Raw genomic sequence first — 14,099 nt, 5'->3', positions numbered from 1 at the left:
CCAACGGCAACTCGGGTTACCTGACGCCGCTGCTTGCCGCCTCGCAACATCTCGGCAAATTGTCGCTGGCGCGGGACAAACTGGTCAGCAGCGGTCGCAGTGAATTGGCGGCGGACGTTGAGCGTGAAGTCAGCAATATCAGCACGCAGGCGCAAGCGATTGATGCCCTGCCCTTGCTCGGCGTGGTTGCGAAAAGTGAATCCGGCAGCGACGATTTCGCCGCGATGATGGGCATCGAGAACACTGAAAAAGCCGTCGCCGAAGATGCTGGCGTCGGCCTCAAACGCGAACTCAACAGCCTGCTCGGTCGTTATCCGGCAGAGCTGGCGCGCACCCGCGAGCAGATCCAGAAGCGCAGTGATCTCAGCGCCGCCACCCACCAGAAAATCGCCGCCGTGCAGCAGGCCATCGCCGGACTCGAGCCGGTGGTGCGTGCGCAACACGGGCAGATTCAGGGTGAAGTGCGCCTGATGCAGGGCGTGATGATCGGCCTGATTTTGTTGATCGCGCTGCTGATCGACACCTTGCAGCGCCGCCTCTCGCGCACTCTGACCAACCTCGCTCCAGCGCTGTCGACCTGGGCTGAAGGCGATTTCAGCCGCGACATTCATCTGGGCAAAACCAACCGCGAACTGCATGACATCGAGGCTTCGCTCAATCGCTTGCGCGCCTATCTGGTGGATCTGGTCGGGACGATTCGCGGCAACGCCGAGCAGGTCGCGGGCAGCAGCCGCACCCTCGCCGAACTGAGCAACGACCTGCACAGCGGCGCCGAGCATCAGGCCGGCGACACCGCGCTGATCCGCGATTCCCTCGGCGAACTGGAGGCGACGATTCAACAAGTGGCCGGGGACGCGCGACAGGCAGCCGATGCCAGCCGTCATGCCGGACTGGCCGTCGAACATGGCCAAACCGTGATTGGCCAGAGCTTGACCGGGCTGCACGCCTTGGTTGGCGAAGTGCAAGGCAACGCGCAGATGATCGAGCATCTGGCTGAGGAGTCGGCGACCATCGGTGGCGTGCTGACGGTGATTCGCTCGATTGCCGATCAGACCAATTTGCTCGCGCTGAACGCGGCGATTGAAGCGGCGCGGGCCGGGGAAATGGGTCGCGGTTTTGCAGTGGTCGCCGAGGAAGTGCGTTCGCTGGCGCAGCGGACAGCCGGGGCCACGGCGGAGATTCAGACGTTGATTGCCGGCCTGCAAACGGCGGCGCGGCAATCGGTCGAAGGCATGCGCGCGCAGGTCGAACACGCCGAAGCCACGGCCAGTCAGGCACAAGCAGCGGACGGGGCGCTGGATAAAATTGTTGGCGCGATTCAGACGATTTCCGACACGGCGGTGCGCATTGCTGAGGTTACGGCGCAGCAGAGTGGCGCGGTCAGTGAGATTCGCGATCACAGTGAGCGGATTCATCAGTTGGGTGGGGATAACTTGCTGCGGATCGGCCGAGGTCGCGAACAGGGCGAAAATCTGCTGGTTCTCGGCGGCCAGCTGCATACAGCCGTTCAGGCCTTCCGCGTCTGACAAAAATCCCTGTAGGAGCTGCCGAAGGCTGCGATCTTTTGATCTTGCACCTGAAAATCAAAAGATCGCAGCCTTCGGCAGCTCCTACAAGGATTGCCACAAATGACCGGATCCAGACCCCCGGTCACATATTTTGCGCAAACATCGCCCATCGTGCTGGCTATTGCATAGAACTGGACAGTCACAAAGTCTTTGCGGCATAGTCGCCGGGTTCTGAACATTGCTCACCCATAACAAGGACACGCAGATGGCAACCCTACTGGTGCTGCACGGCCCCAACCTGAACCTGCTCGGCACCCGCGAACCCGGTACTTACGGTTCCACGACCCTGGCGCAGATCAATCAGGATCTGGAGCGCCGCGCCCGTGAAGCCGGCCATCATCTGCTCTATCTGCAAAGCAATGCCGAGTACGAATTGATCGACCGGATCCACGCCGCGCGCGGCGAAGGTGTGGATTTCATCCTGATCAATCCAGCAGCTTTTACACACACAAGTGTCGCATTACGTGACGCGCTGCTGGGAGTGAGCATCCCATTCATCGAAGTGCATTTGTCCAACGTGCACAAACGCGAACCTTTCCGCCATCACTCTTACTTCTCCGACGTAGCGGTGGGAGTGATCTGCGGCCTTGGCGCCAGCGGTTACCGACTGGCCCTGGAGGCTGCACTAGAACAGCTTGAAACACCGGCAACGACTTGAAATACAAGCGTTAAGCGCCCCTGACCGACCCTTGGGAGTTGATGATTCATGGATATCCGTAAAGTTAAGAAATTGATCGAATTGCTGGAAGAGTCCGGCATCGACGAGCTCGAGATCAAGGAAGGCGAAGAGTCCGTACGCATCAGCCGTCACAGCAAAACCCCGGCTCAGCAGTATTACGCGCCGGCTCCGATGCAAGCACCGGCTGCCGCACCTGTTGCTGCTCCGGTAGCGGCTGCAGCCCCGGTTGCCGCTGCTGCGCCAGCGCTGAACGGCACTGTTGCCCGTTCGCCGATGGTCGGCACGTTCTACCGTAAATCTTCGCCAGCCTCGCCTGCCTTCGTTGAAGTCGGCCAGACCGTGAAGAAAGGCGACACTCTGTGCATCGTCGAAGCCATGAAGATGATGAACCACATCGAAGCTGAAACCAGCGGTGTGATCGAGTCCATCCTCGTCGAAGACGGCCAGCCGGTTGAGTACGACCAACCGCTGTTCACCATCGTTTGAACTGCGGAGAGCCTTTGATGACTGCGAAGTTGGAAAAAGTTCTGATCGCGAACCGCGGTGAGATCGCCCTGCGGATTCTGCGTGCCTGCAAAGAGATGGGCATCAAGACCGTCGCCGTTTACTCCAAGGCCGACAAAGAGCTGATGCACCTGGGTCTGGCAGACGAATCCGTCTGCATCGGCCCGGCGTCTGCCGCTCAGTCCTACCTGCACATCCCGGCCATCATCGCTGCCGCTGAAGTGACTGGCGCTACCGCCATTCACCCAGGCTACGGTTTCCTCGCGGAAAACGCCGATTTTGCCGAGCAAGTCGAGAACTCCGGCTTCGCTTTCATTGGCCCGAAAGCCGACACCATTCGCCTGATGGGCGACAAGGTATCGGCCAAGCACGCGATGATCGAAGCGGGCGTTCCTACCGTTCCAGGTTCCGACGGCCCTCTGCCGGAAGACGAAGAAACGGCGCTGCGCATTGGTCGTGAGGTCGGCTATCCGGTGATCATCAAAGCCGCTGGCGGCGGTGGTGGTCGCGGCATGCGCGTGGTGCACAAGGAAGAAGACCTGATCGCCTTCGCCAAGCTGACCCGCACCGAAGCTGGCGCGGCGTTCGGCAACCCGATGGTGTATCTGGAAAAATTCCTGACCAACCCGCGTCACGTCGAAGTTCAGGTGCTGTCCGATGGCCAGGGCCACGCGATCCACCTGGGCGACCGCGATTGCTCGCTGCAACGTCGTCACCAGAAAGTTCTCGAAGAAGCGCCGGCACCGGGCATCGACGAGAAGGCTCGCGAAGAAGTACTGGCTCGCTGCGTCAAGGCGTGCATCGACATCGGTTACCGCGGCGCGGGTACTTTCGAGTTCCTGTACGAGAACGGTCGTTTCTACTTCATCGAAATGAACACCCGTGTTCAGGTGGAGCACCCGGTTTCGGAAATGGTCACCGGCATCGACATCGTCAAGGAGATGCTCAGCATCGCCGCTGGCAACAAGCTGTCGTTCACTCAGGATGATGTGGTCATACGCGGTCACTCGCTGGAATGCCGGATCAACGCTGAAGACCCGAAAACCTTTATGCCGAGCCCGGGTACGGTCAAGCATTTCCACGCTCCAGGCGGCAACGGCGTTCGCGTCGATTCGCACCTGTACAGTGGCTATGCCGTTCCACCGAACTACGACTCGCTGATCGGCAAGCTGATCACTTACGGCGCGACCCGCGACGAAGCCATGGCCCGCATGCGCAATGCCCTGGACGAAATCGTGGTTGACGGGATCAAGACCAACATCCCGCTGCACCGTGATCTGGTTCGTGACGAAGGCTTCTGCAAGGGCGGCGTGAACATTCACTACCTCGAGCACAAGCTGGCTGGCGAGAAGCACTAAGCTTCAGCCCGCACCAGACAAAGCCGCCTTCGGGCGGCTTTGTTGTTTCTGCAGCAAAGTCAAAAGATCGCAGCCTGCGGCAGCTCCTACAGGGGATCGCATTTCAGCGTAGGAGCTGCTGCAGGCTGCGATCTTTTGATCTTCAACCATGTTCGTGTTCTGCCGCGCGCTCGCGTAAACTTGCGCGCTTCTCGCCGGCCGCTAGGCTGCAATCAATATTTTTCAAAGGTGCCCGCCATGCCTTGGCTGCAAGTACGTCTCGCCATCAGCCCGGAACAAGCCGAAACCTACGAAGACGCTTTCCTTGAAGTCGGCGCCGTGTCGGTGACCTTCATGGACGCCGAAGATCAGCCGATCTTCGAACCGGAACTCAATACCACCCCGCTGTGGGCGCACACGCATCTGTTGGCGCTGTTCGAAGGCGGCACCGAACCGGCACCGGTTCTGGCCCATCTCGAACTGCTGACCGGCAGCCCGCTGCCCGAGCATCACAGCGAAGTCATCGAAGATCAGGATTGGGAACGCAGCTGGATGGACGGTTTTGAGCCGATGCGTTTCGGTCAGCGTCTGTGGATTGTGCCGAGCTGGCACGCCGCGCCGGAGCCTGACGCGGTCAATCTGCTGCTCGATCCGGGCCTGGCCTTCGGCACCGGCACCCACCCGACCACCGCACTGTGCCTGGAATGGCTCGACGGCCAGGATCTGAAAGACTGCAACGTGCTCGATTTTGGCTGCGGCTCGGGGATTCTGGCCATTGCCGCCCTGCTGCTCGGCGCGAAAGAAGCGGTCGGCACCGACATCGACGTGCAGGCGCTGGAAGCATCGCGCGACAACGCCGGGCGCAACAACATCGCTGATGAACTGTTCCCGCTGTACCTGCCGGAAGATCTGCCGCAGGTGCAAGCCGATGTGCTGGTCGCCAATATTCTCGCCGGCCCGCTGGTTTCGCTGGCGCCGCAACTGTCCAGCCTGGTGAAATCCGGTGGCCGTCTGGCGTTGTCGGGCATTCTTGCCGAGCAAGGTGATGAAGTCGCCGCCGCTTACGCGCAGGATTTCGACCTCGACCCGATCGCCAATCGCGATGGCTGGGTGCGCATCACCGGCCGTCGGCGCTAATATGACCGCCTGCACAATCCGGATCGCCGCATGACCGACAGCTTCGTCACCCAGTGCCCGCATTGCCAAACCAGTTTCCGTGTCAGCCATGCTCAATTGAGCGTGGCCCGCGGGGTGGTTCGCTGCGGCTCCTGCCTGCAAGTGTTCAACGCGGCCAAACAGCTGCTGGAACAACACGCCGGCAAGGACGCGGTGACGCCGGTCGCGCCATCGATTGTCGAGCCTGCGCCGATTGTCGAGGCCGCGCCCGTTATCGATCCGCCGCCCATCATCGAGCCGCCCGCACCGCGCGCCATCAGCCAAAAACAGTGGAGCGCGTCCGAGCTTGACCTCGACAGCCTCGATCTGGACGAAGAACTCGCCCGCCTCGAACAACGGGAAATCCAGCCGACCACCGAATTCGGTCGTCAACGCGAAGATTCCCTGAGTGCTCGCCGCGACAGCCCTGAGCCTGATGAAACGGTCTGGCGCGATACTCTTTTCAGCGAACGCGCCGATGAGCACGCCGCCGAACACGAAGAGCACGAAGAGCACGAAGAACACGAGCCAGAAGTTGTCGACATCGAGCCGGTGAAATCCGCGCGCACCGAGCCTTCGTTGTCGCTGGAACCGGTGGATCTCGACGACGAGCCGGCCATCCCGCAATTGCGCCTGCACGACCCGATCGATCCGAACGCCCGTCGCGAACGTTTTTCCGCCAGCGACGACAGCGAAGACGACGACCTGCCAACGATCACCCCGTTACGCAAAAAGCGTGACCGCGCAGACCCCGGCGTGCGCGCCGAAGTCCTGCAGGATCTGACCGACGACCCACTGCAACTCGACTGGCAGAAACGCCGCTCGCCGTGGGGCCGGCGGATGCTTTGGCTGTTGTTGGTGCTGCTGGCGGCGAGCGGTCTCGGCGCGCAGTACGTTGCTTACCATTTCGACGAACTGGCGCGACAGGATCAATACCGGCCATGGTTCCAGGAGATCTGCCCGCAGATCGGCTGCACCGTGCCGTCGAAAGTCGACATCGCCCGCATTAAAAGCAGCAATCTGGTGGTGCGCAGCCATCCGGAGTTCAGCGGTGCCTTGGTGGTCGACGCGATCATCTATAACCGAGCGACGTTCTCGCAGCCGTTTCCGCTGCTGGAACTGCGTTTCGCCGACCTCAATGGTCACTTGATTGCCAGTCGTCGGTTCAAACCCGGCGAATACCTGAGCGGCGATCTCGAAGGCTTGGCCGAAATGCCACCACAGACGCCGATCCACATTGCGCTGGATATTCTCGATCCAGGCCCGAAAGCGGTGAATTACAGCCTGAGTTTTCACTCGCCCGAGTGAATCGCTTCACCGTTTCTCGATTGACGGCAGTTTTCTGACTGAGCGGCGCGCAACCAAACCGCTGGCAATAACAGAATAACTGTTCAGATTTTGTTCAATTCAGCCTTTATCCAGTCATCGAGAGCGGGTATCATGCCAACCCTTTTTCGAACTCTCATGATCCGGCCCCACTTCAGGGAAGTCCTATGTCGGCGGTACGCATCGGCCCATACATATTGCAGAACGGCTTGATTCTCGCCCCGATGGCGGGCGTCACCGATCAGCCCTTTCGTCAGCTGTGCAAGCGTTTGGGCGCAGGGCTTGTAGTCTCGGAAATGGTCACCAGCGACATGAGCTTGTGGAACACCCGCAAGTCGCGCATGCGCATGATCCACGAAGGCGATCCCGAGCCACGCTCGGTACAGATTGCCGGTGGCGATGCGCAGATGCTTGCGGATGCCGCCCGGGCCAACGTTGAGCTGGGCGCACAGATTATTGATATCAACATGGGTTGCCCGGCAAAGAAGGTCTGCAACAAGGCCGCCGGTTCCGCGTTGTTGAAAGATGAAGCACTGGTGACCGAGATCCTGCAGGCCGTTGTGGCTGCGGTTGATGTGCCGGTCACCCTGAAGATCCGCACCGGTTGGGATCGCGACAACAAGAACGGTCTGACCGTGGCGAAGATCGCCGAGCAGGCCGGGATCACCGCGCTGGCAGTGCATGGCCGCACTCGCGCCGATCTGTACAAAGGTGAAGCCGAATACGACACGATTGCCGCGATCAAGAAGGCCGTGTCGATTCCGGTGTTTGCCAATGGCGACATCGATTCGCCGGAGAAGGCCCGTTTCGTGCTCGACGCGACCGGAGCCGATGGCCTGTTGGTAGGCCGCGCCGCCCAAGGGCGGCCATGGATTTTTCGCGAGATCGATCATTACCTGCGCACGGGCGAGAAATTGCCGGCGCCGCAGTTGATCGAAGTGGAACACATACTGCTAGAGCATCTGGCCGCACTTCACGCTTTCTATGGGGATGTGATGGGCGTGCGCATTGCGCGCAAGCATGTGGGCTGGTATCTCGCAACCTTGCCGGGCGCCAAGGAGTTTCGCGCCCACTTCAATCGTTTGGATGGTACGGAAACACAATGCGCCAATGTTCGGGAGTTCTTCGCCGAGCATTACAAGAGCCTGACAGGGGACGAAGAAGGGGTGGCCGCATGACGATGATGACCGAGACTTTAGTGAGTGGAACAGCACCCGTGAGCGACAACGTGAATTTGAAACAGCACCTCAATACCCCGAGCGAAGAAGGTCAGACCCTTCGCGGGAGTGTCGAGAAGGCGCTGCACAATTATTTCGCCCACCTTGAGGGCGCGTCCGTCACGGATGTGTACAACCTGGTGCTCTCCGAAGTCGAGGCGCCCCTGCTCGAAAGCGTGATGAATTACGTCAAGGGCAACCAGACCAAGGCCAGCGAGCTGCTCGGTCTCAACCGAGGCACGCTGCGCAAGAAACTCAAGCAGTACGATCTGCTGTAAGCATTCAATCAAACCAGAAAGGCGCCCGCGTAAAAAACGGTCGCCTTTTTTGCTGACTTCCTTTGCTTTTGATGGAAATTGAGATGACCGACCAGACTACCCGCCTGCCGATCCGCCGCGCCTTGATCAGCGTTTCCGACAAGACCGGGATCCTCGAATTCGCCAAGGAGCTTGAAGCTCTGGGCGTCGAGATCCTCTCCACCGGCGGAACGTTCAAGCTGCTGCGCGACAACGGTGTTGCCGCAGTGGAAGTCGCGGATTACACCGGTTTCGCCGAGATGATGGACGGTCGGGTGAAAACCCTGCACCCGAAAATCCACGGCGGCATCCTCGGTCGTCGCGGTATCGATGACGCGATCATGAACGAGCACGGCATCAAGCCGATCGATCTGGTTGCCGTTAACCTCTACCCGTTCGAAGCCACCATCAACAAGCCAGGTTGCGACCTGCCGACCGCGATCGAAAACATCGATATCGGCGGCCCGACCATGGTGCGTTCGGCAGCGAAAAACCACAAAGACGTCGCGATCGTGGTGAATGCCAGCGATTACGCCAGCGTGCTGGAAGGCCTCAAGGCCGGTGGCCTGACCTACGCTCAGCGCTTCGATCTGATGCTCAAAGCCTTCGAACACACCGCTGCCTACGACGGCATGATCGCCAACTACATGGGCACCGTGAATCAGGCCGCTGAAACCCTGAGCACCGAAGGCCGCAGCGAATTCCCGCGCACCTTCAACAGCCAGTTCATCAAGGCCCAGGAAATGCGCTACGGCGAGAACCCGCACCAGAGCGCGGCGTTCTACGTTGAAGCCAAACCCGCCGAAGTCGGCATCGCCACCGCGACCCAACTGCAAGGCAAAGAACTCTCGTACAACAACGTGGCCGACACCGACGCCGCGCTGGAATGCGTGAAGAGCTTCGTCAAACCCGCCTGCGTCATCGTCAAGCACGCCAACCCGTGCGGCGTGGCCGTCAGCCCGGACGCTGAAGGCGGCATCCGTCAGGCCTACGAACTGGCCTACGCCACCGACACCGAGTCGGCGTTCGGCGGCATCATCGCCTTCAACCGTGAACTGGATGCCGAGACCGCCAAGGCGATCGTCGAGCGTCAGTTCGTTGAAGTGATCATCGCCCCAAGCGTCAGCGAAGAAGCCCGCGCCATTGTTGCGGCCAAAGCCAACGTGCGCCTGCTGGCCTGCGGCGAGTGGTCGGCTGAACGCGCTGCAGCGTGGGACTACAAGCGCGTCAACGGCGGCCTGCTGGTACAGAGCCGCGACATCGGCATGATCAGCGCCGATGACCTGAAAGTCGTGACCAAACGTGCGCCGACCGAGCAGGAAATCCACGACCTGATCTTCGCCTGGAAAGTTGCCAAGTACGTTAAGTCCAACGCCATCGTCTACGCCAAGAACCGTCAGACCATCGGTGTCGGCGCGGGCCAGATGAGCCGCGTAAACTCGGCGCGTATCGCTGCGATCAAGGCTGAGCACGCTGGTCTGCAAGTCGCCGGTTCGGTGATGGCCTCGGACGCGTTCTTCCCGTTCCGCGACGGTCTGGATAACGCGGCCAAGGTCGGTATCACTGCGGTGATCCAGCCGGGCGGCTCGATGCGTGACGCTGAAGTGATTGCCGCCGCTGACGAAGCCGGCATCGCTATGGTGTTCACCGGCATGCGCCACTTCCGTCACTGATTATTGCTTGATCGTACCCATGCTCTGCGTGGGCACGCAGCCCGGGACGCTCCGCGTCCCTTGGACGCAGAGCGTCCGTAGAGGCATTCCCACGCAGAGCGTGGGAACGATCAGCCCCCACAGAATTAGCGTCATCCGAGGTTTTTGAAATGAATGTTTTGATCATTGGCAGCGGTGGCCGTGAACACGCTCTGGCCTGGAAAGTGGCTCAGGATCCGCGCGTGCAGAAGGTTTTTGTTGCACCGGGCAACGCTGGCACCGCCATTGAAGCCAAGTGCGAGAACGTCGCCATCGACGTGCTGGCCCTTGAGCAACTGGCCGACTTCGCCGAGAAAAACGTTTCGCTGACTATCGTCGGCCCGGAAGTGCCGCTGGTGGCTGGCGTCGTTGACCTGTTCCGCTCGCGTGGTCTGGATTGCTTCGGCCCGACTGCCGGCGCTGCACAGCTGGAAGGCTCGAAAGCCTTCACCAAGGATTTCCTCGCCCGTCACAAGATCCCGACCGCCGATTACCAGAACTTCACCGAGATCGAGCCGGCCCTGGCTTATCTGCGTGAAAAAGGCGCACCGATCGTGATCAAGGCCGATGGCCTGGCCGCCGGTAAAGGCGTGATCGTCGCCATGACCCTGGCCGAAGCCGAAGACGCCGTGCGCGACATGCTCGCTGGCAACGCTTTCGGTGACGCCGGTTCGCGCGTGGTGATCGAAGAGTTCCTCGACGGCGAAGAAGCGTCGTTCATCGTCATGGTCGACGGCAAAAACGTGCTGCCGATGGCCACCAGCCAGGATCACAAACGTGTGGGCGACGGCGACAGCGGCCCGAACACGGGCGGCATGGGTGCTTACTCCCCTGCCCCGGTGGTCACCGCCGACGTGCACAAGCGCGTGATGGATCTGGTGATCTGGCCGACCGTGCGCGGCATGGCTGAGGAAGGCAACGTCTACACCGGTTTCCTTTATGCCGGTCTGATGATCGACAAGGCCGGTAACCCGAAAGTCATCGAGTTCAACTGCCGTTTCGGCGACCCGGAAACCCAACCGGTGATGCTGCGTCTGCAATCGAGCCTGGTGCTGTTGGTCGAAGCCGCTCTGGCGCAAGCGCTGGACAAGGTTGAAGCACAGTGGGATCCACGCCCGAGCGTCGGCATCGTACTGGCCGCTGGCGGCTACCCGGGCGACTACGCCAAGGGCGCGGCGATCAACGGTCTCGACGCAGCGGCGAAGCTGGAAGGCAAAGTCTTCCACGCCGGTACTGCGCTGAAGGATGGCCAGGTTGTTACCGCCGGTGGTCGCGTACTCTGCGCCACTGCGATGGGCGCAAGCGTCGGTGAAGCGCAGCAGCAAGCGTACAAGCTGGCAGCGGCCATCGACTGGGACGGCAGCTTCTACCGCAAGGACATTGGCTACCGCGCCATTGCCCGTGAACGTGGCGAAACCCAGGAATAAGCTGTTCATCAAGTCCGGCGAGGGATACCGTTCCTCGCCGGGCTGTTCCGCCGCGGCGCATCGTTATATTCTGGCATCAACCTACGAAGGGATTTCGCCGTGCGCTGGCTCAGGATTGCCATAAGCTTCACCGTCACGATGCTGACCTTGCTCTGCATGCTTCCGGCCCAGGCCGCACAAGGCAGTGGCTGGTCGGTATTGCTCGACGATCAGGGCAATCTGCAACTGAGCGACATCCGCTCCGCTCGCTACACCAATCAATTCAGCCCCATCGACCTTGAGCGCCTCACCGCGTCCGAGCCCGATGGCGCACTGTGGCTGCGCTTCAGACTGGCGCCGGGCAAGCACGAACAAGTGCTGCGCATCTTTGCCCCCGACCTCTCGCAGCTCAATCTGTACGTGCTCGACGGCGACCAGTTGATCGAGCAACGCAACACCGGCACCGAGCAACCGCAGGCCGAACGACCGTTGCCCAGCAGCGACTTCATGCTCGCCCTGCCGCAAAGCGACAAACCCCTCGACGTTTATTTGCGGATGGTCTCCGACCATCAATTGCGTCCGCACATCACCCTGCAATCGGCCGTGATGAGCGCGGCCAATCAAAACCATTCGCTGATTTTCGGTTTGCTGTTCGGCTGCCTCGCCATGCTCCTGCTGCATAACGTGGTGCGTTACAGCTATTCGCGTTCACGCAGCAGCTTGTGGCTGGCGGTTTGCGAAGGTCTGCTGGGCCTGAGCCTGTTGCTCCTGCTCAATCTGCTCGGGCCCTGGCTGCCGAACTGGCACGCGATCCAGACACCGGGCGCTTATCTGGCGCTGCTGCTGACCGCACCCGCCGGTTTGATGTTTGCTTATCGCTTCTTTGGCCCGCTCGGCCCGCACCCGCTGAACAAGCTGCTGATGGCCGACATCCTGTTCATTGTCATCTGCAGCCTGCTGCTGTTGTTCGTCAATACACTGCCGCTGAACATCATCACCTACGCATTGGTGGCACTCGCCGGTCTGAGCATGTTGTTCGTCGGCGTTTATCACTGGCAAAAAGGTTATCGCCCGGCGCGTCTGTTCGTGGCGGCCATGGTGGTGTTCAACATCGGCACGCTGATTATTTTGCCGGCGCTGCTGGGGCTGACACTGGTGTCGCCGCAAGGCTTGATCATGACGCTGATGGCGTTCATCTGCGTCAGCGGTCTGTTGATGAGCATCGCCCTCGGCGAGCGTCAGCGCAGCATCACCGAAAGCCGTTTCAGCGTCAGCCGCGACCTCGCCGCAAGCAACGCCGAGATCAACGCCAAAGCCGAATTCCTCGCCAAGATCAGCCACGAAATCCGCACACCGATGAACGGTGTACTGGGCATGACCGAACTGCTGCTCGGCACGCCGCTGTCGGTCAAGCAACGTGACTACGTGCAGACCATCCACAGCGCCGGCAACGAACTGCTGACGTTGATCAACGAGATTCTCGACATCTCCAAACTCGAGTCGGGGCAGATCGAACTGGACGATGTGCAGTTCGATCTCAATGCGTTGATCGACGATTGCCTGAGCATCTACCGCGCCAAGGCCGAACAGCAGAACGTCGAACTGATCAGTTTCATCCAGCCGCAAGTCCCGCGCGTCATCAGTGGCGATCCGACGCGCCTGCGCCAGACCTTGCTCAGCCTGCTGGAAAACGCCCTGAAGAAAACCGAAGAAGGCGAAGTGCTGATCGTCGTCGCCCTCGACGAGCGCAGCACCAAACCGCGTCTGCGCATCGCCGTGCAGGACAGCGGCGCGCCGATGGAGCAGGAAGAACGCGATGCGCTGATGCACGCCGAACTGCACAGCAAACACTTCCTCTCGGCGAATCGTCTGGGCGGCAATCTCGGGCTGGTCATCGCGCGGCAACTGATTCGTTTGATGCAGGGTGAATTCGGCATCAAGAGCGGCGCCACGCAGGGCAGCACGTTGTGGCTGACTTTGCCGCTGGATCCGGATCGTCTCGAACACCCGACCTCCGATCTCGACAGTCCACTGCAAGGCGCGCGCGTACTGGTGGTCGACGACAACGACACCTGCCGCAAAGTGCTGGTGCAGCAATGCAGCGCCTGGGGCTTGAATGTCAGCGCCGTGCCGTCGGGCAAGGAAGCGCTGGCCCTGCTGCGCACCAAAGCGCACCTGCGCGATTATTTCGATGTGGTTTTGCTCGATCAGAACATGCCCGGCATGACCGGCATGCAGCTCGCGGCGAAGATCAAGGAAGACCCGAGCCTCAATCACGACATTCTGCTGATCATGCTCACCGGCATCAGCAACGCGCCGAGCAAGATCATCGCGCGCAACTCGGGGATCAAACGCATTCTGGCAAAACCGGTGGCCGGCTACACCCTCAAGACCACGCTGGCGGACGAACTCAACCAGCGCAACAAAGGTCAGGTGGTGTTCCAGCCGCAAGTGGTCACCGCGGCCACGGCGGCGAAAGTGCCGAGCGATTTCCGCATCCTCGTCGCCGAAGACAACACGATTTCGACCAAAGTGATTCGCGGCATGCTCGGCAAACTCAACCTGCAACCGGACACTGCCAGCAACGGCGAAGAAGCCCTGCAAGCGATGAAAGCGCAGCGTTACGATCTGGTGTTGATGGACTGCGAAATGCCGATTCTCGATGGCTTCTCAGCGACCCAGCAGTTACGCGCCTGGGAAGTCAGCAATCAGCGCATCCGCACGCCAATCGTCGCGCTGACCGCGCACATTCTTGCCGAACACAAAGAGCGCGCGCGTCAGGCCGGCATGGACGGGCACATGTCCAAACCGGTGGAGTTGTCGCAGTTGCGTGAGTTGATCGAGCATTGGGTGGCTGAGCGTGATCAGCAGAATCGCGCCACAACCCAACCGTCGTAACGCCTGTTAGACTCCCCCACGA

At 60.6% G+C, this 14,099-nt stretch carries 10 protein-coding genes and 1 pseudogene; all 11 read left to right on the top strand.

The window, feature by feature from the left end; genetic code table 11:
* Window positions 1-1,019: 1,019 nt before the first annotated feature.
* A pseudogene (locus KFS80_RS27315) lies at window positions 1,020-1,526 on the top strand (methyl-accepting chemotaxis protein); the annotation flags it as partial.
* Between the two features lie 247 nt (window positions 1,527-1,773).
* Window positions 1,774-2,226 (top strand): type II 3-dehydroquinate dehydratase, encoded by a 453-nt coding sequence (gene aroQ / locus KFS80_RS12405; protein WP_008078187.1) that lies wholly within the window; start codon window positions 1,774-1,776, stop codon window positions 2,224-2,226.
* A 48-nt stretch (window positions 2,227-2,274) separates the two neighbouring features.
* Window positions 2,275-2,733, top strand: coding sequence for an acetyl-CoA carboxylase biotin carboxyl carrier protein (gene accB / locus KFS80_RS12400; protein ID WP_008078186.1), 459 nt, complete (start codon window positions 2,275-2,277; stop codon window positions 2,731-2,733).
* Window positions 2,734-2,750: 17 nt separating this feature from the next.
* On the top strand, window positions 2,751-4,109 hold the full coding sequence (gene accC / locus KFS80_RS12395; protein ID WP_102899385.1) for an acetyl-CoA carboxylase biotin carboxylase subunit: 1,359 nt from the start codon (window positions 2,751-2,753) through the stop codon (window positions 4,107-4,109).
* Window positions 4,110-4,346: 237 nt separating this feature from the next.
* A complete protein-coding gene (gene prmA, locus KFS80_RS12390; RefSeq protein WP_053116905.1) occupies window positions 4,347-5,225 on the top strand; it encodes a 50S ribosomal protein L11 methyltransferase in 879 nt (292 codons plus the stop codon).
* Between the two features lie 30 nt (window positions 5,226-5,255).
* Complete coding sequence (locus tag KFS80_RS12385; protein ID WP_212544956.1) at window positions 5,256-6,551, top strand: DUF3426 domain-containing protein; 1,296 nt, start codon at window positions 5,256-5,258, stop codon at window positions 6,549-6,551.
* A gap of 185 nt (window positions 6,552-6,736) precedes the next feature.
* The gene (gene dusB / locus KFS80_RS12380; RefSeq protein ID WP_212544955.1) at window positions 6,737-7,747 is read left to right on the top strand and encodes a tRNA dihydrouridine synthase DusB; all 1,011 of its coding nucleotides are present in this window, start codon (window positions 6,737-6,739) and stop codon (window positions 7,745-7,747) included.
* Window positions 7,744-8,064: a DNA-binding transcriptional regulator Fis gene (gene fis, locus KFS80_RS12375; protein WP_003221275.1), complete on the top strand. Its 321-nt coding sequence runs from the start codon at window positions 7,744-7,746 to the stop codon at window positions 8,062-8,064. Before dusB ends, fis begins: the two co-directional genes overlap by 4 nt.
* Window positions 8,065-8,147: 83 nt before the next feature.
* Window positions 8,148-9,755, top strand: a complete 1,608-nt coding sequence (gene purH, locus KFS80_RS12370) for a bifunctional phosphoribosylaminoimidazolecarboxamide formyltransferase/IMP cyclohydrolase (RefSeq protein ID WP_212544954.1) — start codon at window positions 8,148-8,150, stop codon at window positions 9,753-9,755.
* A gap of 149 nt (window positions 9,756-9,904) precedes the next feature.
* Window positions 9,905-11,200, top strand: a complete 1,296-nt coding sequence (gene purD, locus KFS80_RS12365) for a phosphoribosylamine--glycine ligase (RefSeq protein WP_212544953.1) — start codon at window positions 9,905-9,907, stop codon at window positions 11,198-11,200.
* 99 nt (window positions 11,201-11,299) lie between these two features.
* On the top strand, window positions 11,300-14,077 hold the full coding sequence (locus tag KFS80_RS12360; RefSeq protein ID WP_053116900.1) for a hybrid sensor histidine kinase/response regulator: 2,778 nt from the start codon (window positions 11,300-11,302) through the stop codon (window positions 14,075-14,077).
* Window positions 14,078-14,099 lie beyond the last annotated feature (22 nt).

Source organism: Pseudomonas rustica, from assembly GCF_018336155.1.
Taxonomy (GTDB): Bacteria; Pseudomonadota; Gammaproteobacteria; order Pseudomonadales; family Pseudomonadaceae; genus Aquipseudomonas; species Aquipseudomonas rustica.
Note: the sequence above shows the minus strand (reverse complement) of the source record. Positions and strands in the feature narration are given on the sequence as shown.